This is a genomic window from Kitasatospora sp. NPDC038210, assembly GCF_055600605.1.
Genome location: NZ_JBVJYK010000019.1, coordinates 33,286 through 57,911, shown reverse-complemented (window position 1 = coordinate 57,911; position 24,626 = coordinate 33,286). Strand labels below are relative to the sequence as shown.

Sequence of the window (24,626 nt, the reverse complement as noted above, 5' to 3'; positions counted from 1 at the left end):
TCTTCCCTCTGCATCGGATACCGGGCGCGCGGTGGGGGTCACGCGCGGCCCCGGTGGATGGTCACGGTCACGTCGTCGAACGGCACGGTGATCGGGGCGTCCGGCTTGTGCACCGTGACCTCGACCTCCTCGACCGCTTCGTGCTTGAGGCACTGGTCGGCGATGCGCTGGGCCAGGGTCTCGATCAGGTCGACCGGCTCCCCGGCGATGATCGCGGTGACCTCCTCGGCCACGATGCCGTAGTGCGCCGTGCGGGTGAGGTCGTCTCCGGACGCGGCGGGGCGGGTGTCCAGGTACAGCACGAGGTCGACGACGAAGGTCTGCCCCTCGACGCGCTCGCGCTCGAAGACGCCGTGGTGGCCCCGGGCTCGCAGCCCCCGCAGGGTGACGCGGTCCAGCAAACGAATCACTGCTCCCAGTCGGACGGGCCCCACCCGGAGAAAGGCATGGACGGGCAGGGCGAAGGCGGGCAGCGCCCGCCACTCCGTTTCGAATCTACCCGCGAGCACGGACAACGCCCGACCGTCCTACCCGGCAGGAAACGGCGCCACGCGCACCGGAATGGCGATTGACGTGAACGTTCGGTGACCACTCCGGAATTCCCGGGCGACGAACCGCCACCGCATTTCCGCAGCGGTCGGAATCAGTCCTCGTCGTCCTCGTCGCCGCTGGTCAGAACGGGTGAACCGTGGTGCGACCAGAGCTTCCACCCGGCCGGGGTACGACGGAACAGATTCGTCGACACGACCTTTCCGCCGACCAGCGGTCCGAGTTCGCCCTCCTCCTCCGCCTCGCCCCCGGACAGGATGTTCTCGGTGCACGTGACAAGGGCCACATCACCGTGGACCTCGGCCTCGACATCGGTCAGGAAGAACTGGATGTACTCCGTGTTCATCATGATCAGCATGTACGAACGGGTCACCTGGGCCCGGCCGCGCAACACCGGCCAGCCGGGGTGCACGCACACCACGCCACCCTTGTCGTCGGCGTCCGCGGCGCCCAGCCAGGCGTCCTCGACCGCCTCCAGGTCCCCCCGTTCCAGCGCCTCGTAGAGCGCCCGGTTCGCCGCCAGCACGGCCTCCAGGTCCGCCTCGCGCGCCTGCCCGGCCGTTCCGCCGCTCAACCTGCCGTCACCCGTCACAGACCCTCCCTCACCCCAACCGCGCCGCGTGCTGCCACGCCGCGACGACCCGTACGGCGTCCGCCGTGCCGGACACGTCGTGCACCCGCACCGCCCAGGCTCCGGCCCGGGCCGACAGCACCGACACCGCGGCCGTCGCGTCGTCGCGCTCCCGGGCCGGGCGCAGTTCCCCGGTTGCCGGGTCGGCGAGCAGCGTACCCAGGAACCGCTTGCGCGAAGCGGCCACGAGGACGGGACGGCCGAGCGCGGTGAGCGCGTCCAGCCGGGCGAGCAGCGCCCAGTTGTGCTCGGCGGTCTTGGCGAAGCCGAGCCCCGGGTCGAGGATCAGCTGGTCCTCCTTGACCCCGGCCGCCAGCAGCGCGTCCACCCGGGCGGTGAGCTCGGCGACCACGTCCCGCACCACGTCGTCGTAGACGGCCAGCCGGTCCATGTCGGCGGACTGCCCGCGCCAGTGCATCACCACGAAGGGCGCGCCGGTCTCGGCGACCACCCGGGCCATCGCCGGGTCCGCCAGCCCGCCGGAGACGTCGTTGACGATCGCGGCGCCGGCCTCGACGGCCCGCTCGGCGACCGAGGCGCGCATGGTGTCGACGGAGACGGTCACCCCGGCGTCGGCGAGCTCGCGCACCACCGGGACCACCCGGCGCAGCTCCTCCTCCTCGGGCACCCGCTGCGAGCCCGGCCGGGTGGACTCGCCGCCGACGTCCACCAGGTCCGCGCCGCGGGCCCGCAGGGCGAGCCCGTGCGCGATCGCCTTGGCGGGGTCGTGCCAGAGCCCGCCGTCCGAGAAGGAGTCGGGCGTGACGTTGACCACGCCCATCACGGCGCAGCGTTCGAGCCGCGGCAGACCGACCGGGAGGGAGAAGGACGGTGTCTCGCTCATGCGCCCGCCCCGTTCCGCTCGGCAGGGGCCTGGGCCCGTGCGCGCCTTCCGGTGATCCGCTCGCTGCGCTCGCTCATGCTCCCCATTATCGAACGAGGCCCCCGCCGGGGATTCCCGGCAGGGGCCTCGTTCACGGCTGCGGTGCCTCAGGCGGCCTCGGTGACCTCTCGGGTCGACGGGACCGGCATCAGGCCCTCCCGCTGGCGCTTGCGGCCGAAGCGCGGCATGCCGAGGGTGATGAAGGCCTCCGCCTGCATCGCGGCGAAGCCGATCCGCGGCAGGTCGCGGGTGTTCGGGAAGACCAGGAAGCGCGGCTCCCACTCGGGCTGGAACTTGGCGTTGAACTTGTACAGCGACTCGATCTGGAACCAGCGCGACAGGAACACCAGCAGTCCGCGCCAGGCACGCAGCACCGGGCCCGCGCCGATCCGCTCGCCGCGGGCCAGGGCCGAGCGGAACATCGCGAAGTTGAGCGACACCCGGCGGACGCCCAGCGCGGGCACCGCCTGGAGGGCGGCGACGATCAGCAGCTCGTTGAGGCCGGGGTCGGCGGCGCGGTCGCGGCGCATCAGCTCCAGCGAGATGCCGTCCGGCCCCCAGGGCACGAAGTGCAGCACGGCCTTCAGGTCGTCGCCGCTCTCGCCCTCCTCGGGGTCCTTGTGCGCGGTGACCACCACGCAGTCGTCGTCGAGCGGGTCGCCGAAGCGGCCCAGCGCCATCGAGAAGCCGCGCTCGGTGTCCGTGCCGCGCCAGCGGGCGGCGGCGTCGGCGATCCGGTACTTCTCCTCCGCGGTGAGCTCGGAGACCCGGCGCACCTTGCAGGAGTAGCCGTTGCGCTCGATGCGCTTGACCATCTGGCGGACGTTGCGCATGGCCCGGCCGGCGAGCGAGAAGGTCGAGGTGTCGACGATCGCCTCGTCGCCCAGCTCCAGCGCGTCCAGGCCCGCCTCGCGGGTCCAGACCTCGCCGCCGACCTCGCTGCAGCCCATCACGGCCGGCACCCAGGCGTGCTCGCGGGCCTCGGCCATGAACACCTTGATCGCGCCCGGCCAGGCCTCGACGTCGCCGACCGGGTCGCCGGAGGCCAGCATCACGCCGGAGACCACCCGGTAGGAGATCGCGGCCTTGCCGGTGGGCGAGAACAGCACGCTCTTGTCGCGGCGCAGCGCGAAGTAGCCGAGCGAGTCGCGCTCGCCGTGCCGCGCGAGCAGCTCGCGGACCTTCTCCTCGTCCTCCGCGGTGAGCTCGGGCTTCGGCTTGCCCGGGCGCAGCGCCAGGTAGGCGGTGGTGAAGGCGGTCAGCAGCCCGAGCCCGCCGAGCAGGTAGGCGACCAGGTCGGACATCCGGATGTTGGTGTACCGGATCGGGCCCTCGAAGCCGAGGAGTCCGTAGCCGACGTGCTCCAGGCGCTGGGTCAGGCCCGGGTGGCCGATCTCGTACTTGGTCCGGGTGCTCACGATCAGCAGGCCGAGCAGCACGCTGAGGACGCCCATGACGACCAGGTTGGCCAGCGCCCGCCAGCGGGTGCGCGGGTCGGCCTTGGCGTAGAACTCGCGCCGGTGGAGGAGCATCACGGCGAGGACGACCAGCGAGACGACCGCCGGGCCGATCTGGTGCCAGCGCACGATGTGCAGCGCCGCGCTGAGCGGCAGCAGCACGCAGACCACCCGCCAGGCCCGACGCTTGCGGCGGCGCAGCGCGTGGGCGAGCGGCACCAGCAGGATGCCGACCATCAGCGTGCCGACCGCGGCCAGGCTGGTGGTACCGCCCGGCAGCTGCCCGGCGACCGTGTGCATCTTGGTGTGCCGGAGCTTGGGGAACACCGCGCTGGCGATGTCCACCAGCCCGATCAGCAGACAGGCGTAGCCGACCGCGCCCGGGAGCCAGGCCCTCGGAACAGCGGCTGCCTGGGTGCGCAGCGTCTGCAGGCCGCGGCGACGACGCGGCGGCTGCTCGGGGCTCGGCTCAACGGACACGGGAACGCTCATGGAAGCTCAGCGTAGAGGCTGCGGTGCGGTGTCCCGTCACTCCGGGGGAGGACGCGTGATGGACCTTCATGCCTATTCCTTCATCAGGCAATGCGCATACCAAGGACCCGGAAACGGTCGGTAAACCGGGGCCGTGGACGCGCTGCGGGGTTGAGCCGGCGGTGGGAGCAGGGGGGTCGCAGCAGCGTGGCGCGGCGACACCCCCCGGGACGCGTTACGTACGGTGGACGCCGCATTCTAGGGCGCCGGTTGCCTGCGACTTCCCCCCCGCCCTTCCGGCCCCCGCCCGGGCGCCCGGACAGCCTAGCTGCGGTGGCCCGATCTGATGGGCCACCAGACGATGAAGCCTGCCCCGCCAGTGTCCCACCGGAAGGCCGACCGCATGGAACTGACCAGCGACGCGTTGATGAACTCGCTGCTCGCACTCGGGACCGCGGCCCTGGTCACCACCCTGTGGGTCTGGCCCCGGCTGGCCAGGCAGCGCCCCCTGCCCGTGCTCGGCCGGATCGGCCTGCTGACGGTCGTTCAGGTCTCGATCGTGGCCGTGCTCGCGCTGTCGGTGAACAACTCCTTCGGGTTCTACACGTCCTGGAACGACCTGCTCGGCCACAGCGGCGCCAAGCTCGCCCTGACCAGCAACGAGAACCACAAGGGCGGCACCCCGGTCGCCGACGCGCTGATCCAGCCCACCACCGAGGGCGGCCTGGAGACCGTCACCAACCTGCCGAAGGGCACCCCCGAGGAGGTCGGCAAGGTCGAGTCGGTCCAGGTCAGCGGTAAGGAGACGGGCTTCTCCGACCAGATGTTCGTCTACCTGCCGCCCGAGTACTTCGACCCGAAGTTCGCCCTGGTCCGCTTCCCCGTCCTGCTGGCCATCGCGGGCTACCCGGGCACGGCGCTGAACCTGGTCAAGGACCTCTCCCTCCCCCAGACGGCGTACGAGCTGGAGCGCTCCGGCAAGATGCCGCCGACCGTCCTGGTGATGGTCCGCCCGGGGGTGGTCCCGTCCCGGGACACCGAGTGCGTGGACGTCCCCGGCGGGCCTCGCACCGAGGCCTGGTTCGCCAAGGACGTCCCGGAGGCCGTCCTGAGCACCTACCGGGTCGGCCGCACGGCCGGCTCCTGGGCCACCTTCGGCTACTCCACCGGGGGCAGCTGCGCGCTGCGCCTGGCGATGCGCTTCCCGAACGTCTTCGGCACCGCGGCCAGCCTGCACGGCGACTTCACCGTGCGCCAGGACGGCTACACCGGCGGTGACCTCTTCAGCGGCGACAAGGCGCTGACCCAGCAGCACGACCTCGGCTGGCGGCTGCAGAACCTGCCGGTGCCGACGCTCAACGTCCTGGTGGTCTCCACCCGCAAGGAGTCGGACTACCCGCAGACCGTCCAGTTCGTCGACCAGGCCACCCAGGTCGCGGCGGCCAACCCGCAGTTCAAGGTCGACTCGCTCTACCTGGAGGACGGCGGGCACAACATCGACAGCTGGACCAAGGAGCTGCCGGCCTCGCTCGAATGGCTGGGCACGCACCTCGGCTAGCGCGTGTGAGTGATTACCCGCCGGTCGGCCCGGGCGGCCGACGGCCGGGGGGAACGCATCGAGGCCGTCCCGCCCGCCGCCCAGGCGGGCGGACGTCCCGGATCCGCGCAGGAGGCGCAGTGCTGAGCACCCGATCGCTCTTCAACGAGATCTACCGGAACGACCAGGCCTACCAGCTGTTCTGCAGCATCGCGGCCGGCGGTGAGGACCAGGGCGGCTGGGAGAACGAGCGGATCACCACGCTCACGCGGGACCCGGTCCTCGCCCCGAAGGTCGCCCGGCACGGCGCCGACGAGCGCAAGCACGGTCGGATCTTCACCCAGCTGCTGGCCAAGCGCGGCCTGCCCAAGGTGCCGGTCCCGGACGAGGCCGACTACTGCATGCTGCTGGAGCGCCAGGGCGTCGGCCTCTCCCACGAGCGGCTGAACAGCGACCTCCCGCTGACCGAGCGCGAGATCATCACCTACCTCGCGCACAGCCGGGTCACCGAGCAGCGCGCCGCCGAGCAGATGCGCCAGCTGGTCAAGGTGTACGGGGACAACCCCGACCTCGGCCGGGCGATGAGGATGATCTCCGCCGACGAGGACAACCACCTGGCGTACTGCCACGAGGAGCTGCTGCGGCTCCGGGCCGAGGGGCACGGCCCGTACATCCGGCACACCCTGGAGACCAGCGCCCGCGGCGAGATCCGCACCCACCGGGACGTCGGCCTCGCGGTCACCTCCCGGATGGCCCGGATCCTGCGCTGGCCGCGCTGGCAGCTGGCCCTGGTCACCCTCGGGGTGCACGCGCTGTACCTGTACGACCGCGCCTACGGCTGGCGCCGGATGGTCACGCTGCGGATGCCCGAGCGCCGCAACGCACTGGGCACCCCGGCTCCGCCGCACGCGGAGCACGAGGTGCCCTGAGAGCCGTTCCCGGCCGCTCGGCCGGCCCTACCGGCGCTACCGGCGCTACCGGCCGATGATGAGGCTCATCGCCTCGGCCCGGGTGGCCGGGTCGCGCAGCTGGCCGCGCACGCAGGAGGTGATGGTCTTGGCGCCGGGCTTGCGGATGCCGCGCATCGACATGCACATGTGCTCGCACTCGACCACGACGATCGCCCCGCGCGGCTCCAGGATCCGCATCAGCGCGTCGGCCACCTGGCTGGTCAGCCGTTCCTGCACCTGCGGCCGGCGGGCGTAGACGTCGACCAGCCGGGCGAGCTTGGACAGCCCGGTGATCTTGCCGCTGGGGGACGGGATGTACCCGACGTGCGCCACACCGCGGAACGGCACCAGGTGGTGCTCGCAGACCGAGGTCAGCTCGATGTCCTTGACCAGCACCATCTCGTCGTGACCGAGGTCGAAGGTGGTGGTCAGGACGTCCTCGGGCTCCTGCCACAGGCCCGCGAATATCTCCTTGTAGGCCCGTGCGACCCGGGCCGGGGTCTCCAGCAGGCCCTCGCGGTCCGGGTCCTCCCCCACGGCGAGCAGCAGCTCACGGATGGCGTTCTCGGCCCGCTTCTGGTCGAAGGTCCCGACGGCGGGCGGACCGTCGAGCGTCACCGGGTCGATCATGCGGGCCTCGCTTACATGTGGGAAGACTCTGGCTGAACAGCACGGATGCCGCGCCTCCAGGGTACAAACCCTGGTGACGCGGCATCCATTCCCTACGGAACCGGGGGTCAGCCCTCGACCGGCGGCTCGGAGGCCGGCAGCGGCGGGAGCTTCACGACGTCCACCGGAGCGGTGTCCCCGGAGACGGCGCCGTTGGTGAGCGCCAGCTCCTTGGGGGACTGCACCGGAGGCCGGGTGGACGGCGTGCGACGGGTGGAACCCGTCCAGGCCGGCCGGGTCGGGCGCTTGACGATCGGGGCGAAGATCTCGGCGATCTGCTCCTTGTTGAGGGTCTCCTTCTCCAGGAGCTCCAGCACCAGGTTGTCGAGCACGTCGCGGTTCTCGACCAGGATCTCCCAGGCCTCGTTGTGCGCGCTCTCGATGAGCTTCTTGACCTCTTCGTCGACCAGCGCGGCGACCTCTTCCGAGTAGTCGCGCTGGTGGCCCATCTCACGGCCCAGGAACGGCTCCGAGTTGTCGGAACCGAACTTGATCGCGCCCAGGCGCTCGGTCATGCCGTACTGGGTGACCATGGCCCGCGCCGTGGCGGTGGCCTTCTCGATGTCGTTCGAGGCGCCGGTGGTCGGGTCGTGGAAGACCAGCTCCTCCGCCGCGCGCCCGCCCAGCATGTAGGCCAGCTGGTCGAGCATCTCGTTGCGGGTGGTGGAGTACTTGTCCTCGTCCGGCAGCACCATGGTGTAGCCGAGGGCCCGACCGCGGGACAGGATGGTGATCTTGTGCACCGGGTCGCTGTACTGGCAGGCCGCCGCGACCAGGGCGTGACCGCCCTCGTGGTACGCGGTGATCTTCTTCTCCTTGTCGGACATGATCCGCGTGCGCTTCTGCGGACCGGCCACGACGCGGTCGATCGCCTCGTCCAGGATGCCGTTGTCGATCAGCTTCTTGTCCGAGCGGGCGGTCAGCAGCGCCGCCTCGTTGAGGACGTTCGACAGATCGGCACCGGTGAAGCCGGGGGTGCGCTTGGCGACGGCCGACAGGTCGACGTCGGGCGCGATCGGCTTGCCCTTCTGGTGCACCTTGAGGATGTCCAGTCGGCCCTGGAGGTCGGGGCGCTCCACCGCGATCTGGCGGTCGAAGCGGCCCGGGCGCAGCAGCGCCGGGTCCAGGATGTCGGGGCGGTTGGTCGCGGCGATCAGGATCACGCCGCCCTTGACGTCGAAGCCGTCCATCTCGACCAGCAGCTGGTTGAGGGTCTGCTCGCGCTCGTCGTGGCCGCCGCCGAGACCCGCACCGCGGTGCCGGCCGACGGCGTCGATCTCGTCGACGAAGACGATCGCCGGGGCGTTCGCCTTGGCCTGCTCGAAGAGGTCGCGGACGCGGCTGGCGCCGACACCGACGAACATCTCGACGAAGTCCGAGCCGGAGATGGAGTAGAACGGCACCCCGGCCTCGCCCGCGACGGCGCGCGCCAGCAGGGTCTTGCCGGTCCCGGGCGGGCCGTAGAGCAGCACGCCCTTCGGGATCTTGGCGCCGACGGCCTGGAACTTGGCCGGCTCCTGCAGGAACTCCTTGATCTCGTGGAGCTCCTCGACCGCCTCGTCCGCGCCCGCGACGTCGGCGAAGGTGGTCTTCGGGGTGTCCTTGGTGAGCAGCTTGGCCTTGGACTTGCCGAACTGCATGACGCGGGAGCCGCCGCCCTGCATCTGGTTCATCAGGAACAGGAACACCAGGACGATGATCACGATCGGCAGCATCGACAGCAGCAGGCTGACGAAGGTGCTCTGCTTCTCGGGACTGACGGTGTAGCCCTCGGCGAGGGTGTTCGAGTCCTTGTCGTTGACCTGGGCCTGCAACTTGTCGGCGATCGCGACACCCTGGTCGCCGATGTACGAGGCCTGGAACTTGGTGCCGGACGGGGTCTTGCCCGTACCGGCGCTGGGCAGCGTTGCGCCGTCCTTCAGCTGGATCTTGATCGTGTTCGAGTCACCGGTGGTGATCTGCGCCGACTTGACGTTGTGCGCGTCGATCGCCGCCACGACCTGACCGGTGTCCACCGTCTTGTAGCCGTTCGAGTCCGAAACGACCTGCATCAGTACGATGACGGCGAGGACGGCCAGCACGATCCACATGATCGGCGCACGGAAGTATCGCTTGACGTCCATCCATGCGGGGCGTTGCCGCCCCGTCCCTCCTGCCACTCAACGGCGCCGTGTGGCTGTCGGCCGCGGCGCATCCGGTCGGTGCTCATGTGAAGAGCGGTTTTATTGGACCGTACCGCAGTCGGACCCACCGATGGCGGGAGCGCAGCGACACGGCTTGGTTCTTCGATCCCCCGGTCCAACGGGCGGGAACGACCCACTGTTCCCGCCCATAGCCCGAACGGAGCCCTCAGCCGCCGTAGACGTGCGGGGCGAGGGTGCCGATGAAGGGGAGGTTACGCAGCTTCTCCGCGTAGTCCAGGCCGTAGCCGACCACGAACTCGTTCGGGATGTCGAACCCGACGTACTTCACGTCGATCTCGACCTTGGCCGCATCCGGCTTGCGCAGCAGCGTGCAGACCTCCAGCGAGGCCGGACCGCGCGAGCCCAGGTTGCCCAGCAGCCAGGACAGCGTCAGGCCGGAGTCGATGATGTCCTCGACGATCAGGACGTCACGGCCGGCGATGTCGGTGTCCAGGTCCTTCAGGATCCGCACCACGCCGGAGGACTTGGTGCCCATCCCGTACGAGGAGACGGCCATCCAGTCCATGGTGACCTGCGAGTGCAGGGCCCGGGCGAGGTCGGCCATGACCATGACGGCACCCTTGAGGACGCCGACGATCAGCAGGTCCTTGCCTGCGTAGTCCCGGTCGATGCGCTCGGCCAGCTCAAGGAGCTTGGCGTCGATCTCGTCCTTGCTGATGAGCACCTTCGCGAGGTCAGCGCCCATGTCGTTCTGGTCCACCGGGGATACGTCCTCAAACGTTCGGGGTCTGTGTGGCCGGCGGCCGGCTCCCCCGGGGCATGCCTCGCCCCTCAGTCGCCCTGCCGCCGAAAGACCAGCGTGCCACACCTGCGGGTGGCCTCGACGCCCCCGGGTAGGTGCAGCGGCCCCTGGCCGCGCCATCCGGTGACCAGCAGGTCGATCGTCTCCAGGTGCCGGGCGAAGAGGTCCCCGGCCGGACACCCCGCGCGCAGCGCGGCCCGGCGCAGCACCCGGCGCCGGACGGCCGGCGGCAGTTCGGCCAGTTTCACGGCGTCCAGGGCGCCCTCGCCCGTACGGAGGTCGCGTTCGGCCAGGGCGGCCCACTGGTCGAGGGCGTCGGCGTCGTCGCGGAACAGCCGGGCCGTGCGGGCCAGCGCCTCGACCACGCCGCCGCCCAGGTGCTTCTCCAGCACCGGCAGCACCTCGTGGCGGACCCGGGAGCGGGTGTAGGCGGGATCACAGTTGTGGGGGTCGTCCCAGACCGGGATCGACTGGGCGGAGCAGGCCTGCCGGGTGGCGGCCCGGTCCAGTTCCAGCAGCGGGCGGCGGTAGCGGCCCTTCTGGGCCGGCATCCCGGCCAGCGAACGGGCGCCCGAGCCCCGGGCCAGGCCCAGCAGCACGGTCTCGGCCTGGTCGTCCCGGGTGTGGCCGAGCAGCACGGCGACGGCGCCGTGGCGTTCGGCGGCCTCGTCCAGGGCGGCGTAGCGGGCGTCCCGGGCGGCCGCCTCCGGGCCGCCGGCCCGGCCGACGCGCACCGGGACCGCCTCGACCGGGTCCAGGCCGAGCGAGCGCAGCCGCTCCGCCACCTGGTCGGCGCGCTCGGCGGAGCCGGGCTGCAGGCCGTGGTCGACGGTGACGGCGCCGACCCGCAGGCCGATCTTGGGGGCTTCGAAGGCGGCGGCGATGGCCAGCGCCATGGAGTCCGCGCCGCCGCTGACGGCGACCAGGACCAGCGGCGAACCGGGCGCGGCCGGGGTGCGGGGCAGCCCGGACGGGTGGCGCGCGGCGTTGCCGATCAGGGTGGTGCCGACGGCGGCACCCACCAGCGGCGCCCCTGCCGGGCGCTCGCGGGCCTCGCGCACGGGCGCGGTGAAGGTGGTACCGGCCTCGGCGGCGAGGTCGGCGAGCGTGCGGCGAACGGCCAGGCGTATCGCGGCGACGGCGGGGTGAGGGCCCACGGCGAAGTCTCCTCGACGGAGGGGGACAGGACTGCGGCGGGCGGCGGGGACCGCACACTGCGTGCGCGCCCTGTTACCGGGCGCTCACAGATGGTGGCAGAAAGGAGCGACCCGCTACGCCACCCGCGCCACCGGTACGACCACCGTCCCACGTTCGGGTGAATGAAGAAACGCTTCTTCACGCACCATCTGCCCGATTGGACCACTCGTACGAGCGGGTTTGACCGCCGCGCGCCGCTTGCCGTCCGGCTCGCGGCGCGCCTGCGTCACGACGGGGCGCTCAGCGGGCCACCCGGGCCACCCAGGCGGCCGGATCGTGGATCTCCTCCTTGGTCGGCAGGGTGTTCGGCGAGGTCCACACCCGGTTGAACCCCTCCATGCCGACCCGCTCCACCACCCCGCGCACGAACACCGCACCGTCCTGGTACTGGCGCAGCTTGGCGTCCATGCCCAGCAGCCGGCGCAGCAGCAGGTCGAGCCGGTTCGCACCGCGGTCCCGGCGCTGCTGGAACTTCTCCCGGATCTCCGCCACCGTCGGCACCACGGCCGGGCCGACGCCGTCCATCACCACGTCCGCGTGGCCCTCCAGCAGCGACATCACGGCCGTCAGCCGGGCCAGGATCTCGCGCTGCGCGGGCGACTGGACGATCTCCATCAGGTTCGACGAGGAGCCCTCCCGGCCGCCGACGCCCGGCAGCCCGCCGAGCGAACCCGCCGCGTCCCGCAGCCGGTCCAGCAGCGCACCCGGGTCGACGTCCGTCTCGGCGAGGAAGGACTGCACCTCGGACTGGATGTGGTCGCGCAGCCACGGCACCGCGGTGAACTGCGTCCGGTGCGTCTCCTCGTGCAGGCAGACCCAGAGCCGGAAGTCGGACGGGTCGACGTCCAGCTCCCGCTCGACGTGCACGATGTTCGGCGCCACCAGCAGCAGCCGGCCCGGCCCGGGACCGTCCGGCCCCAGCCGCGGCTTGTCGAACAGCGCCGCCGGACTGTCCGGCGCCTCCAGCGAGGGCTCCGCCGGCGCGAAGGTCTCGTACTGGCCCAGCACCTTCGTCGCCAGGAACGCCAGCAGCGCCCCGACCTCGATGCCGGTCGCCTTCTCCCCCACCGTGCCGAACACCCCGGCCGCCGCGCTGTTCGCCCGGCGCGCCTGCAGCTTCTCCACCAGCGGCTGGACGACCGTGCGGAAGCCCGCCACGTTGGCCCGCACCCACCCGGGGCGGTCCACCACCAGCACCGGCGTCGCCGCGGCCCGGGCCAGGCTCGACGACTGCATGCCGGTGAACGCCCGAACGTGCTCCTCCGCCTCCAGCGCGTGCCGGCGCAGCTCGGCGACCACCGCCGCCGCCTCCTCCCGGCTCACCTCCGGGCCCGGCCTCACCAGCCTGGTCGCAGTCGCGACCGCGAGGTTCCAGTCGACCATGTCAGCACCGCCACTCGCGCTCGTCATGCCCTCACCGTACGTGCTCCCCACCACCAACGGCAGCCACCCACCCGGAACACCTCGCCCCCGGCACCCCGGGGCGTGGCTGCCCGGCACCGGCCCCGACCCGGTCGGCACGCCAACTCCCGTGCCGCCCGGGAGCCGTGACGCTCCGCGCCGGGTGGACGGTGGGCACTCCGGGGGGCGCGGCGGGGGCACCCGGGGCCGCGCGCGGGAGGGGCGGCCCCGCGCCTGGTCGCCGCCGTCCGCGCGGGAGGACCACGGCGACCCGGGGGCCGGCGCCGGGCGGCACCGGCGGGGCGGGGACGGGCGGGTGGATCAGTGGCAGCCGCAGCCGGCGAGGTGGGCGGCTATGCGGTCCATGGCGGCGCGGGCGGTGTCGGCCGGGGCGGGTGTGCGGGTCATGACGGCGAAGGCGAGGAGGCGGCCGTCGGCGTCGACGACCGTGCCGGCGAGGGTGTTGACGCCGCGGAGGGTACCGGTCTTGGCGCGGATCAGGCCGGCCGCGTCGGCGGCGCCGGAGCCGGAGCCGTAGCGCTTGCCGAGGGTGCCGGTGAAGCCGGCGACCGGGAGGCCGGTGAGCACCGGCCGCAGGGCGGGGTGCTCCGCGGAGGCCGCCAGGGAGAGCAGCCGGACCAGCACGGCGGGCGGGATCGCGTTGCCCGTGTGCAGGCCGCTGCCGTCGTTGAGGACCACGTCGTCCATCGGCACGCCGAGCCGGGTGAGTTCCCGGGTGACGGCGGCCGCCGCCCCCTCGAAACTCGCCGGCTGGTGGGCCGCGAGCGCGGCCTGACGGGCGATCGCCTCGGCCAGCTGGTTGTCGGAGGTGGTCAGCAGGCGCTCGACCAGGCGGTCGAGCGTGGGCGAGTCGACCCGGCCGAGGACGGGCGCGTCGGCGGCGGCCGGCGCGGCGGCGGGCCCGGGCCCGCCCTGCACGGTGATGCCCTGGGCCTTGAGCAGGGCGGCGAAGGCCCCGGCGGCCGCGCCGGCCGGGTCGGGGACGCGGTCCGGCGCGTCCTCACGGCTCTTCGGGTCCGCCTTGGCCTCGTCCACCATCAGCGGGACGACCAGGGCGATGTTCTGCCCGTCGTGGTTGTTGTGCTGCGGGTTGCCGGCGTACATCGCCAGGTCGTAGTCCAGCTTGACCGTGGTGGTGCCGGCCGCGGCCAGGGCGGCGGCGGTCTGCCGGGCGAGGGCGTCCAGCGAGGCGGGGGCGGTGTCGGCGTCGACGGGCTGGCCGCCGATCTGCACCTGGTCGGCGGGCAGTGCGGTGAGCGTCGGGTCGCCGCCGCCGACCAGCGTGATCGTGCCCGGATCCGCGCCGCGGACCACCTTGGTGGTCAGCCGGGTGTCGCCGGGGAGCAGGGACAGGGCTGCGATCGAGGTGGCCAGCTTGGTGGTGGAGGCGGGGGTGGCCGGGGTGTTCTCGCCCGAGCCGTACAGGAGTCGGCCGTCGGCGGCGTCCGCGACGGCGAAGGTGACGTCACCGAGGTTCGGGTCGGCGACGGAGCCGGCGAGCGCCTGCCGGAGGCCCTGCGCGGTGGGGACGGCAGCCGTCGGAGCGCCGTCGGCGGAGGCCAGGACGTTGCCCGCCGCGGGGGCCGGGCGCGCGGCGGACGGGTCGCCACCGGTGTTTGCGGGCGCGGGGGCCGCGGAGGGCCCGGACCGGCGGGCGGGTGCGGCGCTCGGACTGTCGCCCGGCCCAGGCTTGGCGCCGCCCTTCCCGTGGTCACCCTTCTTGCTGCCGTTGCCGTCCCGGCCGCCGTCGCGGTCGTCGTCCTCGCCGTGCCCGGTGCTGTGCCCGCCCGGGGGCGGTGAGGGCTGCGCGTACGCACCGCCCGAGGTCAGGACCGTTCCGGCGACCAGCAGCGCCGCTCCGAACAGCCCCGCGGCCGTCCCCCTGCGGCGGCGGACCGCCCCTCCCCCAGCGCTCACCGACCGGCCCCTTTCCCGAGCACCCACTCCCGTAGGAGACACTTGGATTCTGTCAGTCCCTACCTTGGAGGAACCGTTGGAGTTCGACGTCCTTATCGAAATCCCGAAGGGCTCTCGTAACAAGTACGAGGTCGACCACGAGACCGGTCGCCTGCGGCTCGACCGGATGCTCTTCACCTCGACCCGCTACCCGGCCGACTACGGCTACGTCGAGGGCACGCTCGGCGAGGACGGCGACCCGCTGGACGCCCTGGTCATCCTGGACGAGCCGACCTTCCCGGGCTGCCTCATCAAGTGCCGCGCCATCGGCATGTTCCACATGACCGACGAGGCCGGCGGCGACGACAAGCTGCTCTGCGTCCCGGCGACCGACCCGCGCTGGGAGCACCTGCGCGACATCCACCACGTGTCGGAGTTCGACCGCCTGGAGATCCAGCACTTCTTCGAGGTCTACAAGGACCTGGAGCCCGGCAAGTCCGTCGAGGGTGCCAACTGGGTCGGCCGCGCCGAGGCCGAGGCCGAGGTCACCGCTTCGATCAAGCGCCTGGCGGAGCAGGGCGGCCACTGAGCCGTCGTTCCGATCTCGATCGATCAGGACCGTTCGAGGTAGGTCGGGACAGCCTGGGGCCGGGGTTCGCGGATTCGTCCGCGGGCCCCGGCCTCTGTCGTGCCCGGGGCCGGGCCGATCACTTCCGCTCGGGCCGTTCCGAGCCGTTCCGACCGGGGCCGTTCCGTTTCGCGGAGCGGTGGCCGGGCCGGCTTGCCAGACTGGTTGCCGACAGACTGTCGGCACGATGTGAAGTCAGGCTAGCCTAACCAAAACTGTCGGGGCCGGATCCGACCCGGCCGCATCCGATCGCTGGAGGCCGCATGCCCGCGCCCGCGCCCGTCCCGTTCTCCACCGTGCTCCGCACCGCCAGCAGCGAGGAGCACGAGGCCGCCGAACACTCCTCGTTCATGAGCCACCTGCTGAACGGGCGCCTCGGGATCGAGGCGTACGCCGACCTCACCGGCCAGCTCTGGCACGTCTACCGGGCGCTGGAGAGCCGGACCGGGCAGCTCGCGGAGCACCCGCTGGCCGGCCCCTTCATCGACGGCGCGCTGCTGCGCACCGCCGCCATCGAGCGCGACCTGGCGCACCTGCGCGGGCCCGGCTGGCGGGACGGACTGGCGCCGCTGCCGGCCACCGCCGCGTACGTCGCGCGCGTGGAGGAGCTGGCCGCCGAGTGGCCCGCCGGGTACATCGCGCACCACTACACCCGCTACCTGGGCGATCTGTCGGGCGGCCAGATCATCCGGGGCGTGGCCGAGCGGACCTGGGGCTTCGCGCGCAAGGGCGACGGCGTGCGGTTCTACGTCTTCGAGGAGGTCGACAACCCGGCAGCCTTCAAGCGCGAGTACCGGGCCAAGCTGGACACGGCCGGGGCCGCGATGGACGAGGTCGAGCGGCGCCGGGTGGTCGAGGAGTGCAAGCGGGCCTTCGTGCTCAACGGAGCGGTCTTCCGCGACCTCGACTCGCGCTACCCGCTCAGCGCGTAGGCGCCGCCCTCCGACGGCACCGGAGGCGGACCGGCCCCGGCGAGCGACCGCCCGCCGGGGCGACGGTCACGGACGGGGCCGGCCGCCGAGGTGCTGCGCGCACCGCTGCCCGGCCGGGTGGGCGGCCACCCGGTGGAGGTGCCGGCGCACCCGCGCACCGGGGTGCCGCCGGTGCTGCCGCGGCACGGCTGAACCGGGTCAGTCCTCCAGCCGGAAGCCGACCTTGATGCAGACCTGGTAGTGCTTGATCCGGCCGTCCTCCAGATGCCCCCGGACCTGGGACACCTCGAACCAGTCGAGGTTGCGCAGCGTCCGGGCGGCCCGCTCCACCCCGTTGCGGATCGCGGCGTCGATGCTCTCGGTCGAGGACCCGACGATCTCGGTCACCCGGTACACGTGGTCGGTCATGGCGGACTCCCTCAGCTGTGCGACGGTCCCCCGGTCCACCGTGCACCGCCCCCGCCCCGCCCGCACCCCGACGGGCCGCCGCCGCCCCCGAGCCGGGCCCCGGGACTCCGGGGCCCCCGCCCGGGCGGGGGCCCCGAGGGCTCCCGGAGTGGGGCGCGGACGACCGGCCCCCGGGCGTCGGGCCGGGCTCCCGGGCGCCGGGCCTAGAAGGCCGCCCGCACCTGTCCGACCGGCGCGCCGCCGCCGAACAGCGGGGCCGCGCCGATCCGCTCGACGGTCTCGTCCGCCCCGGCCACCCCGAGCCGGCGCAGCGCGGCCGCCAGCACCGGGCCGCGGGCGCGCTCACCACCGTCGTCGATCTTGAAGGCCAGTGCCCGCCCGTCCGGCAGCGCCACCACCTGAACGGCCTCGGCGCCCATCTTGGACAGCGCGCCCGGGATCGCCCGCATCAGCCAGGTGTCGGCTCGGCGCGTGCCGGCCACGTACTCGGGGTGGGCGCGCATCGCGTCGGCCACCCGGCGCGGCGCGGACCCCTCGGCGGCCAGCACCAGGCCGCGGTAGCCGCGGGCCAGGCCGGTCAGCGTGACGGCCAGCAGCGGGGCTCCGCAGCCGTCCACCCCGGCGTGCGCGGGCGTCTCGCCGGTGCCCTCCTCCAGGGCCTCGCGGGCCAGCAGCTGGATCGGGTGGGACGGGTCGAGGTAGCTCCCGGTGTCCCAGCCGTTGGCGACGCAGGCGGCCAGCCAGCCGGCGTGCTTGCCCGAGCAGTCCATCAGGATCGGGGCGCGCCGACCGCCGGCACCGAGCAGCAGCTCCGCCTCGGTCTCGTCCAGCGGCAGGTCGGCCGGGGTCCGCAGGGCGGACTCGTCGAGCCCGGCGGCGCCGAGGATGGCTCTCACACCGGCCAGGTGAAACGATTCTGCAGAGTGGCTGGAGGCGGCCAGCGCCAACAGCTCGGCGTCGATCGACAGCCCGGCCCGCAGGGTGGCCACCGCCTGGAACGGCTTGGCCGTCGACCGCGGGAAGACCGGTGCGTCCGGGTCGCCCAGCGCGAACTCGACCGAGCCGTCGGCGGCGAGCAGCACCAGGGAACCGTGGTGGTGGCCCTCGACGAAGCCCGATCGTATGACCTCGGCGAGCACGGGCACGGTGGCGAGCTGGGGCATGGGGTTGAGCCTTCCGGGGCGAGGGTGAGCCGGGAGCGAGCCGGGCTCCACCCGCCCGCAGCGACTCACCCGGTCAGAGCGGCCCCCCTGCGAGCAGGTCGTCGACCCGTGCTTCCCCATCACGGTACCTGCGGGTGATCTCGGCATTGCAACCGTCGGCCGTGCGCAGCAGCAGCTGTCGCCGTCCGGACACCTCCCGCTCGTGCGCCCGCAGCCGCTCCAGGGCGGCCAGCAGTTCCTCGGCCGGGTGCGCCGCCAGGTCGGCGAGCTGGACGTCGCCCATGAGCGCGTCCGCCTCCAGCCCGGACTCCCGGGTGCGCGGCGGGCCGAGGGTCACGTGCCGGGCCGAGCGCCGCACGGTGGAGGGCGCGTCGGTCAGGATGGCCGGCAGCCGGTCCAGCAGGTCGCCGGGGGCCGGGTCGGGGCCGGGCACGCCGGCCGCCCGGACCGGGCCGCCGCCGGGGCGCCAGTCGAGCTCGGCGCGCAGGATGTCCATCCGCCCGTGCAGCAGCCGCCGCAGGTAGGACAGGTCGGCCTCCTGCTCCAGGGTCTCCCGGCGCAGCACCCGCAGCTGGTCCAGGCCCAGCCCCTCCAGATCGGGCTCGTCCCCCGCGTCCGCCACCGGACCGCACGGGCCCCCGGGGGCCGGCGCCATCCGCCCGGACCGGTCCCGCGCCGCGCTGCTCGCGTCCATCACCCAACCCACCTGCCGTCGTCGATCCCGCCCGCTCGCGGCAACCCCGTCCCTGCCGCCGGTCCGGCCCGTCCCCAGACGGGCTCGGCGTTCCGTCCCCCGGCACGCCCGGGAGCCCCCCGGAGGTTCCGCTCCCCGGTCGCGACCACCCGTCGGGGCGACACCACCAGAACGCCTGACCCACCGACTCGACCGCCCGGCCGAACCCGGGCCCGGCGCGGCGGACCTCCTGGCGCCCCGGACCCTTCGTACGGTCCACAGCGTGCCACCCCACCCGGCGCGCGCGCACCGCCCGTGCACCCGAACGGCCCCCTGGCGAACGGGGGTGGCTGATATGACCGGCCCTTTCCGCAGGAAGAGCAGCGCCCGAACCGGCGCAGGCGCCTGCCTAGCAGCGCGCGCAACCACCGCACGCGCCCCTCGTCTGCGCCCAGGGACGACCTCTGTGACGCACGTGGGGGATGCGGCGCGACGGGCGGCGGCCGCACGGGCAGCGGCGTGCGGAAGCGGATGCCGAGGGACGGGCGGACCGCCCGCGCAGCGCCCGTGGGGGCGCGCGACCGCAGGCGGAGCGCAGGACGGCAGGGCGGGCGCCGTCTCCGCACCGCCCACACCGCCCGGCCGTCGCCCAGCCGCCGGGAGCGCCCGGGAGCCCCGTACCGGGGCCCCTCCGGTGGCGGCACCGCCCTCCGGCACAATGGCGGCATGCGAGCAGTGGTGCAGCGAGTGACCGAGGCCCGGGTGACCGTGGCCGGTGAGACCGTCGGCGCGATCGAGGGGCCGGGGCTCTGCGTCCTGGTCGGCGTCACCCACGACGACACCCCCGCCAAGGCCGCCCAACTGGCCCGCAAGCTCTGGACGCTGCGGCTGCTGCCCGCCGACGAGGAGGGCGTCGAGCAGAGTTGCTCCGACCTCGGCGCCCCGCTGCTGGTGATCAGCCAGTTCACGCTCTACGGCGACGCCCGCAAGGGCCGCCGCCCCACCTGGAACGCCGCCGCCCCGGGCCCGGTCGCCGAGCCGCTGGTGGACGAGGTGGTCGGGGCGCTGCGGGCGCTGGGCGCCAAGGTGGAGACGGGCCGGTTCGGCGCCGACATGCAGGTGGCGCTGGTGAACGACGGCCCGTTCACCGTCCTCGTCGAGGTCTGAGGCCGGAGCCCCGCTCCGGCTACTGCGGGACGATCACGTCCTGGGTGCCCGGCACCGTCCCGGCCAGCAGCACCGCGTCCACCGGGACGTTCCGCTTGACGATCGCCAGCGCGATCGGCCCCAGCTCGTGGTGGCGGGCCGAGGAGGTCACGAAGCCCAGCGACCGCCCGTCCGGGTCGGTGGCCAGCCGGACCTCGGTGCCGTGCGGGGGCAGCGACTCCTCGGTGCCGTCCAGGTGCAGGAAGACCAGTCGGCGCGGCGGCCGGCCCAGGTTGTGCACCCGGGCGACGGTCTCCTGGCCGCGGTAGCAGCCCTTCTGCAGGTGGACGGCGGTGCGCAGCCAGTCCACCTCGTGCGGGATGGTCCGGTGGTCGGTCTCGAAGCCGAGCCGGGGCCGGTGGCCCTCGATCCGCAGGGCCTCGTACGCCCAGATCCCGGCCGCCGGACCGTACCCGGCGGTGAGCTTCTCCAAGTCGGCACGCGGCACGAACAGGTCGCGCCCGTAGGGGAGTTCGCGGACGGCCGCGGCGCCCTCGACGGAGCCGGTGGAGCCGGCCGGCAGGTGGACCACCGCGTACTCGGCGGTCGCGTCGGCGACCTCCACCCGGTAGAAGAACTTCATGCTCTCCAGGTAGGCGACCAGCGCGCCCTGGGTGCCCGGCTCGACGTGCGCCCAGGTGGTGGTGCCGTCGTCCACCAGGTAGAGCGCGTGCTCGACGTGCCCGTTCGGGGAGAGCACCAGCGCCTCGGCGGCCTGCTGCGGGGGCAGCTCGCTGACGTGCTGGGTGAGCAGCAGGTGCAGCCAGGCGAGGCGGTCGGCGCCGGTGACGGTGAGGACCCCGCGGTGCGAGAGGTCGACGAAGCCGGTGCCCTGCGCGAGGTGGCGTTGCTCGCGGAAGATGTCGCCGTAGTGGGCGGCGACGCCCTCGTCGGCCCCCTCGGCGGGGACGGCTCCGGGCAGGGCAAGCAGCGGGCTCTTCACACCGGTCATACCGGCCAGCTTACGACCGGCCCTCGGCGAGCTTGGCGGTGCAGTCGGCGCAGCGGCCGAAGATGGCGAAATGCTTGAGGTCGGTGTCGAAGCCGTGCTGCGCGCGCAGGCTGTCGATCAGCGGCTGGGCGATCTCGGTGCCGGTCTCGGTGACCTTCTCGCAGTCCCGGCAGACCAGGTGCAGGTGGTGGTGGCGGCCGGCCAGGTGGTAGGTCGGGGCACCGTGGCCGAGGTGGGCGTGCGAGACCAGGCCCAGCTCCTCCAGCAGCTCCAGGGTCCGGTAGACGGTGGAGATGTTGATGCCGCTGGCGGTCCGCCGGACGTGGCAGAGGATGTCGTCGGGAGTGGCGTGGTCGAGGACGTCGACGGCCTCCAGCACGAGCTGCCGCTGCGGGGTGAGGCGGTAGCCGCGCTCGCGCAGGTCGGCCTTCCAGCCGTCGGAGAGGTGCCAGTCGCCGGAGAGCTGCCAGTCGGTGGTGCCGGTGTCCGCCACGGTGCTGTCCCTGCCAAGGAAAGATGGAAAGTCGGGGGTCCTGATGCAAGTGTAGGGACCGGCCCGGGGCCGGTCCCTACACTTGCACGGACTGCGCTGTCGCCGGAGCCGTGCCTACTTGAAGAACGCGATGCCGTCGTCCGGCAGGTCGTTGATGTCCTTGATCAGCTGGGCCGGGCTGAGCACCTTCTTCAGCTGCGCGGACATGTACGGGCGCAGCGGCACGCTCGGGGCGGCCTTCTCGCCGACCCAGAGCAGTTCGCCGTTGACGAAGCCGTACAGCCGCTTGCCGCCCGAGTACTCCGGCGAGCCCTCGATCCGGGCGACCGCGTCGGTCGAGACGTCGACCTGGGGCTTGCCGTCGGCCAGCTCGCCGTACCAGATCTCGACCGTGCCGTCGTCGCGGACGGAGGAGATCTCGATCCCCCGGGCGCCGCTGGTGCCGTCGGGGTTGCTCGTGATGCGCCAGAACGCGTGCTCGTTCTCCAGCGGGCGGACCTTCTCGCCGTCGTTGTCCAGCACCCAGGTGCGGGAGCGGAACTCCAGGAAGGGCCGGCCGTCGTGGCGGATCACGATCTCCTGGCCGAAGTTGCACTTCTCCGCGCCCGGGCCCCCCTCACCCGGCAGAGGGGCGTAGACGCCCGCGCCCTCCCAGGTGCCGAGGAGGAAGGCGAGCGGCACGACGTCCTTGTGGAGGTCAGAGGGGATCTCGATCATGTTCCTGGTCGCTGTCGTCGTCGGTGTGGGGCTGCCTCAACCGTACGGCAGGCTCAGCGCTGACCCTGGTACAGCTTCATCACCGAGAAGATGGCGAACCAGGTGATCAGCACGGCCATGAGGGCCAGCAGACCGTCGAAGAACATTTCCAGACCGGACACGGGGGGCTCCCAGGCGGCGACAGTGTGGTGGATTTTGCTCCGCTCACTCTATCCGTCGGGCTACGGCCGGTCGCGGTGAGCCCCACCACGTCGCTGTTCGCGCCGGGGTTACCACGCCGCCCGAGCTTTCCCCACGGGTTCCCGGGATGACGGCCGACGGGGGTGGCGGGACCTCTAAGGTGGCGCCATGTCGAAGAAACTGGTCATCAAGGTCACCGCAGGGGCGGACGCGCCGGAGCGGTGCTCGCAGGCGTTCACGGTGGCGGCGGTGGCCGTCGCCAGCGGGATCGAGGTCTCGCTCTGGCTGACCGGCGAGTCCTCCTGGTTCGCGCTGCCGGGCCGCGCCGCGGAGTTCGAACTGCCGCACGCGGCGCCGCTGCCGGACCTGCTGGATTCGATCCTGGCGGTCGGTTCGGTGACGCTCTGCACCCAGTGCGCGGCCCGGCGCGGGATCGAGCAGAAGGACACCGTCGAGGGTGTCCGGATCGCGGGCGCGCAGGTCTTCGTCAGCGAGATCATGGCGGACGGCGTCCAGGCGCTCGTCTACTGACCGCTCCCGCACCCACCGACCGATGGCGGACGGCGTCCAGGCGCTCGTCTACTGACCGCTCCCGCACCCACCGACCGATTCCGGGCCGGGGGTCACGGACGCTGTTCGTGGTCGGGGCGGTCCCGGTCGTGGCCGGGCTCGTCCCACTTCGGGTCGTCCCAGCGCGGGTCGTTCCACCAGTCGTCGTCCGGGTCGCGCTTGTTGGCGAACACCGCGGCGGCCGGCGGGATCACCATCGCGACCAGGCACATGCCGATCGCCGCGCCCACCGAGAAGAACCGCACCACGCCCCAGGCCATGACGAACAGGCCCACGCACACGCCCATCATGGCGAAGTAGTAGCGACGCCGCCGTCTTGCCTGCACCCCTCCACGGTACGGCCGAGGGCCCCTGCTCGGCAGGGGCCCTCGGGGTGTCGTCCGCACTCCGGTCGACGCGCTCGCTCCGGAGCGGCCGACCCGGTCGGCCGCTCCGATCGACCGATCCGGTCAGACCGCGATCGCGACCTCGACGGCGGTGCCCTGGGAGGCCACCACCTGGCGGTCCACGGTCTGGCCCGGCACCAGCGCGCGCAGGGTCCACTTGCCCGGGCGGGCGAAGAACCGGAACTGGCCGGTCGCCGAGGTGGGCACCTCGGCCGTGAACTCACCGCCCTCGTCCAGCAGTCGGACGTAGCCGTTGACCGGCTCACCGTCGCGGGTCACCGAACCCTGGATGATCGTCTCGTTCGCCACGTCAACTCCTGCCAGGTCCGGGCCGCCGGCCTTCGCACCGCACATGTCTGTCTTCCCTTCTGACTTACGGGTCGAGCCGGGGCTCAGTTGCCGAGCTCGATCGGCACGCCGACCAGGCTGCCGTACTCGGTCCACGAACCGTCGTAGTTCTTGACGTTCTCCTGGCCGAGCAGCTCGTGCAGCACGAACCAGGTGAGCGCGGAGCGCTCGCCGATGCGGCAGTAGGCGATGGTGTCCTTGGCCAGGTCGATGCCCTCGGCCTCGTACAGGGCCTTGAGCTCGTCGTCGCTCTTGAAGGTGCCGTCGTCGTTGGCGTTCTTGGCCCACGGGATGTTGCGGGCGCTCGGCACGTGGCCCGGGCGCTGCGACTGCTCCTGCGGGAGGTGGGCGGGGGCCAGCAGCTTGCCGGAGAACTCGTCGGGCGAGCGGACGTCGACCAGGTTGAGGTTGCCGATGGCGGCGATCACGTCGTCGCGGAAGGCGCGGATCGACGAGTCGGCGGCCTGCGCCGTGTACTCGGTGGCGGGGCGGGCCGGTACCTCGGAGACCAGGTCGCGGGAGTCGAGCTCCCACTTCTTGCGGCCGCCGTCCAGCAGGCGGACGTCGCCGTGGCCGTACAGCTTGAAGTACCAGTAGGCGTACGAGGCGAACCAGTTGTTGTTGCCGCCGTACAGGACGACGGTGTCGTCGTTGGCGATGCCCTTGGCGCTGAGCAGCGCCTCAAAGCCGGCCTGGTCGATGAAGTCGCGGCGGACCGGGTCCTGGAGGTCCTTCTTCCAGTCGATCCGGACGGCGTTGCGGATGTGGTTCTTGTCGTAGGCGGAGGTGTCCTCGTCGACCTCGACGATGACGACCTTCGGGTCGTCCAGGTGGGCCTGGACCCAGTCGGCGTCGACCAGGACGTCGCTGCGGCTCATGGTGGTGTTCTCCATCCGAGGGCGGTTGGCGGAAGGTGCTGCTCAGGAGGTGCTGCAGGGGCACCCGGGCGGATGCGGGTCCGAATCGCTGTCCGAATAATGGGACGCGGCGGGTGGACCGGGGCGGCCGGGCAGGAGACTGCGGAGTACATCGGCGCCGACCCGCGAGCACAGCCGGGCACGGTCACCGGGAAGATCGGCGGCGAGCATCAACTGCCCTGCCTGGATGCCGAGTCAGCGCATTCGACACAGACAGGCGGCCACGCGGCACAGGTCTACCGCCCGCCGCTTCGTGAGGTCCGTCTGTCGCTTCATGCCGACGATGCTAGGGACACCGACGGCCCGCTGTCATCAGCGTATCGAATAATGAGATCAAAACGGCCGCATCGCGAGATTTGGCCTCCGCGCGGCCTCTGCCCGGCCCGTCCGCCCCGGCCGAGCCGCCTTCCGGTGGCGCACAACGGGCGGAAACGACACCGCTCCG

General features: G+C 72.7%; 26 protein-coding genes. 6 read left to right on the top strand and 20 right to left on the bottom strand.

The annotated features are described in order from the left end of the window. Positions 1 to 38 precede the first annotated feature (38 nt). The 4 genes from folB to ACZ7KX_RS31210 all read right to left on the bottom strand — a co-directional run bounded on the left by folB (position 39) and on the right by ACZ7KX_RS31210 (position 4,012). A complete protein-coding gene (gene folB / locus ACZ7KX_RS31225) occupies positions 39 to 398 on the bottom strand; it encodes a dihydroneopterin aldolase (protein WP_030059580.1) in 360 nt (119 codons plus the stop codon). A 245-nt stretch (positions 399 to 643) separates the two neighbouring features. Then, positions 644 to 1,123 (bottom strand): nuclear transport factor 2 family protein, encoded by a 480-nt coding sequence (locus ACZ7KX_RS31220; protein WP_470329385.1) that lies wholly within the window; start codon positions 1,121 to 1,123, stop codon positions 644 to 646. A gap of 28 nt (positions 1,124 to 1,151) precedes the next feature. Further along, positions 1,152 to 2,024 (bottom strand): dihydropteroate synthase, encoded by an 873-nt coding sequence (folP, locus tag ACZ7KX_RS31215; RefSeq protein WP_402808578.1) that lies wholly within the window; start codon positions 2,022 to 2,024, stop codon positions 1,152 to 1,154. 146 nt (positions 2,025 to 2,170) lie between these two features. Next, on the bottom strand, positions 2,171 to 4,012 hold the full coding sequence (locus tag ACZ7KX_RS31210) for a phosphatidylglycerol lysyltransferase domain-containing protein (protein WP_470329384.1): 1,842 nt from the start codon (positions 4,010 to 4,012) through the stop codon (positions 2,171 to 2,173). 382 nt (positions 4,013 to 4,394) lie between these two features. On the opposite strand from ACZ7KX_RS31210, the gene ACZ7KX_RS31205 reads away from it, so the two are divergent. Then, the gene (locus tag ACZ7KX_RS31205; protein ID WP_470329383.1) at positions 4,395 to 5,549 is read left to right on the top strand and encodes an alpha/beta hydrolase; all 1,155 of its coding nucleotides are present in this window, start codon (positions 4,395 to 4,397) and stop codon (positions 5,547 to 5,549) included. Positions 5,550 to 5,668: 119 nt separating this feature from the next. Beyond that, entirely contained in the window at positions 5,669 to 6,457 is a 789-nt protein-coding gene (locus tag ACZ7KX_RS31200; protein ID WP_350525674.1) for a ferritin-like domain-containing protein, read from the top strand. 45 nt (positions 6,458 to 6,502) lie between these two features. Here the strand turns inward: ACZ7KX_RS31200 and folE are convergent, their stop codons facing one another. The 6 genes from folE to dacB form a co-directional block, all read right to left on the bottom strand. Then, positions 6,503 to 7,108 (bottom strand): GTP cyclohydrolase I FolE, encoded by a 606-nt coding sequence (gene folE, locus ACZ7KX_RS31195; protein WP_093861483.1) that lies wholly within the window; start codon positions 7,106 to 7,108, stop codon positions 6,503 to 6,505. A gap of 107 nt (positions 7,109 to 7,215) precedes the next feature. Beyond that, complete coding sequence (ftsH, locus tag ACZ7KX_RS31190) at positions 7,216 to 9,270, bottom strand: ATP-dependent zinc metalloprotease FtsH (protein ID WP_350525676.1); 2,055 nt, start codon at positions 9,268 to 9,270, stop codon at positions 7,216 to 7,218. A gap of 226 nt (positions 9,271 to 9,496) precedes the next feature. Beyond that, positions 9,497 to 10,051, bottom strand: coding sequence for a hypoxanthine phosphoribosyltransferase (gene hpt / locus ACZ7KX_RS31185; RefSeq protein ID WP_030059589.1), 555 nt, complete (start codon positions 10,049 to 10,051; stop codon positions 9,497 to 9,499). A gap of 71 nt (positions 10,052 to 10,122) precedes the next feature. Continuing rightward, positions 10,123 to 11,250: a tRNA lysidine(34) synthetase TilS gene (gene tilS / locus ACZ7KX_RS31180; protein WP_470329382.1), complete on the bottom strand. Its 1,128-nt coding sequence runs from the start codon at positions 11,248 to 11,250 to the stop codon at positions 10,123 to 10,125. A gap of 280 nt (positions 11,251 to 11,530) precedes the next feature. Beyond that, a complete protein-coding gene (locus ACZ7KX_RS31175; RefSeq protein ID WP_470329381.1) occupies positions 11,531 to 12,700 on the bottom strand; it encodes a zinc-dependent metalloprotease in 1,170 nt (389 codons plus the stop codon). A 312-nt stretch (positions 12,701 to 13,012) separates the two neighbouring features. Beyond that, positions 13,013 to 14,629, bottom strand: coding sequence for a D-alanyl-D-alanine carboxypeptidase/D-alanyl-D-alanine endopeptidase (dacB, locus tag ACZ7KX_RS31170; RefSeq protein ID WP_470329380.1), 1,617 nt, complete (start codon positions 14,627 to 14,629; stop codon positions 13,013 to 13,015). 76 nt (positions 14,630 to 14,705) lie between these two features. Here dacB and ACZ7KX_RS31165 point away from each other — a divergent pair, with 76 nt between their 5' ends. Next, positions 14,706 to 15,197, top strand: a complete 492-nt coding sequence (locus tag ACZ7KX_RS31165) for an inorganic diphosphatase (RefSeq protein WP_030059594.1) — start codon at positions 14,706 to 14,708, stop codon at positions 15,195 to 15,197. 302 nt (positions 15,198 to 15,499) lie between these two features. Further along, complete coding sequence (locus ACZ7KX_RS31160; protein WP_470329379.1) at positions 15,500 to 16,168, top strand: biliverdin-producing heme oxygenase; 669 nt, start codon at positions 15,500 to 15,502, stop codon at positions 16,166 to 16,168. A 198-nt stretch (positions 16,169 to 16,366) separates the two neighbouring features. Here ACZ7KX_RS31160 and ACZ7KX_RS31155 read toward each other — a convergent pair whose 3' ends face one another. The 3 genes from ACZ7KX_RS31155 to ACZ7KX_RS31145 form a co-directional block, all read right to left on the bottom strand. Next, positions 16,367 to 16,576, bottom strand: coding sequence for a dodecin (locus ACZ7KX_RS31155; RefSeq protein ID WP_350525681.1), 210 nt, complete (start codon positions 16,574 to 16,576; stop codon positions 16,367 to 16,369). A 203-nt stretch (positions 16,577 to 16,779) separates the two neighbouring features. Beyond that, a complete protein-coding gene (locus tag ACZ7KX_RS31150; protein WP_470329378.1) occupies positions 16,780 to 17,739 on the bottom strand; it encodes an asparaginase in 960 nt (319 codons plus the stop codon). Between the two features lie 73 nt (positions 17,740 to 17,812). Continuing rightward, positions 17,813 to 18,433, bottom strand: a complete 621-nt coding sequence (locus ACZ7KX_RS31145; protein ID WP_470329377.1) for an RsiG family protein — start codon at positions 18,431 to 18,433, stop codon at positions 17,813 to 17,815. A 705-nt stretch (positions 18,434 to 19,138) separates the two neighbouring features. Between ACZ7KX_RS31145 and dtd the strand changes: the two genes are divergently transcribed. Next, entirely contained in the window at positions 19,139 to 19,579 is a 441-nt protein-coding gene (dtd, locus tag ACZ7KX_RS31140; protein WP_350525684.1) for a D-aminoacyl-tRNA deacylase, read from the top strand. 19 nt (positions 19,580 to 19,598) lie between these two features. Here dtd and ygfZ read toward each other — a convergent pair whose 3' ends face one another. The 3 genes from ygfZ to ACZ7KX_RS31125 form a co-directional block, all read right to left on the bottom strand. Beyond that, positions 19,599 to 20,561 carry a CAF17-like 4Fe-4S cluster assembly/insertion protein YgfZ gene (gene ygfZ, locus ACZ7KX_RS31135; RefSeq protein WP_470329433.1) on the bottom strand — a complete coding sequence of 321 codons (963 nt, stop codon included), beginning with the start codon at positions 20,559 to 20,561 and terminating at the stop codon, positions 19,599 to 19,601. A 19-nt stretch (positions 20,562 to 20,580) separates the two neighbouring features. Beyond that, positions 20,581 to 21,063 carry a Fur family transcriptional regulator gene (locus tag ACZ7KX_RS31130; protein ID WP_350525685.1) on the bottom strand — a complete coding sequence of 161 codons (483 nt, stop codon included), beginning with the start codon at positions 21,061 to 21,063 and terminating at the stop codon, positions 20,581 to 20,583. Positions 21,064 to 21,177: 114 nt separating this feature from the next. Continuing rightward, positions 21,178 to 21,780: a heme-binding beta-barrel domain-containing protein gene (locus ACZ7KX_RS31125; RefSeq protein WP_350525686.1), complete on the bottom strand. Its 603-nt coding sequence runs from the start codon at positions 21,778 to 21,780 to the stop codon at positions 21,178 to 21,180. 348 nt (positions 21,781 to 22,128) lie between these two features. Between ACZ7KX_RS31125 and ACZ7KX_RS31120 the strand changes: the two genes are divergently transcribed. Continuing rightward, positions 22,129 to 22,491, top strand: coding sequence for a DsrE family protein (locus tag ACZ7KX_RS31120; RefSeq protein WP_470329376.1), 363 nt, complete (start codon positions 22,129 to 22,131; stop codon positions 22,489 to 22,491). Positions 22,492 to 22,583: 92 nt separating this feature from the next. On the opposite strand, the gene ACZ7KX_RS31115 is transcribed toward ACZ7KX_RS31120, so the two are convergent. The 4 genes from ACZ7KX_RS31115 to ACZ7KX_RS31100 form a co-directional block, all read right to left on the bottom strand. Further along, positions 22,584 to 22,856 (bottom strand): DUF3099 domain-containing protein, encoded by a 273-nt coding sequence (locus tag ACZ7KX_RS31115; protein WP_350525688.1) that lies wholly within the window; start codon positions 22,854 to 22,856, stop codon positions 22,584 to 22,586. A gap of 123 nt (positions 22,857 to 22,979) precedes the next feature. Next, entirely contained in the window at positions 22,980 to 23,270 is a 291-nt protein-coding gene (locus tag ACZ7KX_RS31110) for a DUF1416 domain-containing protein (protein WP_030059605.1), read from the bottom strand. 38 nt (positions 23,271 to 23,308) lie between these two features. Further along, entirely contained in the window at positions 23,309 to 24,142 is an 834-nt protein-coding gene (locus ACZ7KX_RS31105) for a sulfurtransferase (RefSeq protein WP_396549307.1), read from the bottom strand. 234 nt (positions 24,143 to 24,376) lie between these two features. Continuing rightward, the gene (locus ACZ7KX_RS31100) at positions 24,377 to 24,457 is read right to left on the bottom strand and encodes an Ms5788A family Cys-rich leader peptide (protein ID WP_350517234.1); all 81 of its coding nucleotides are present in this window, start codon (positions 24,455 to 24,457) and stop codon (positions 24,377 to 24,379) included. Positions 24,458 to 24,626 lie beyond the last annotated feature (169 nt).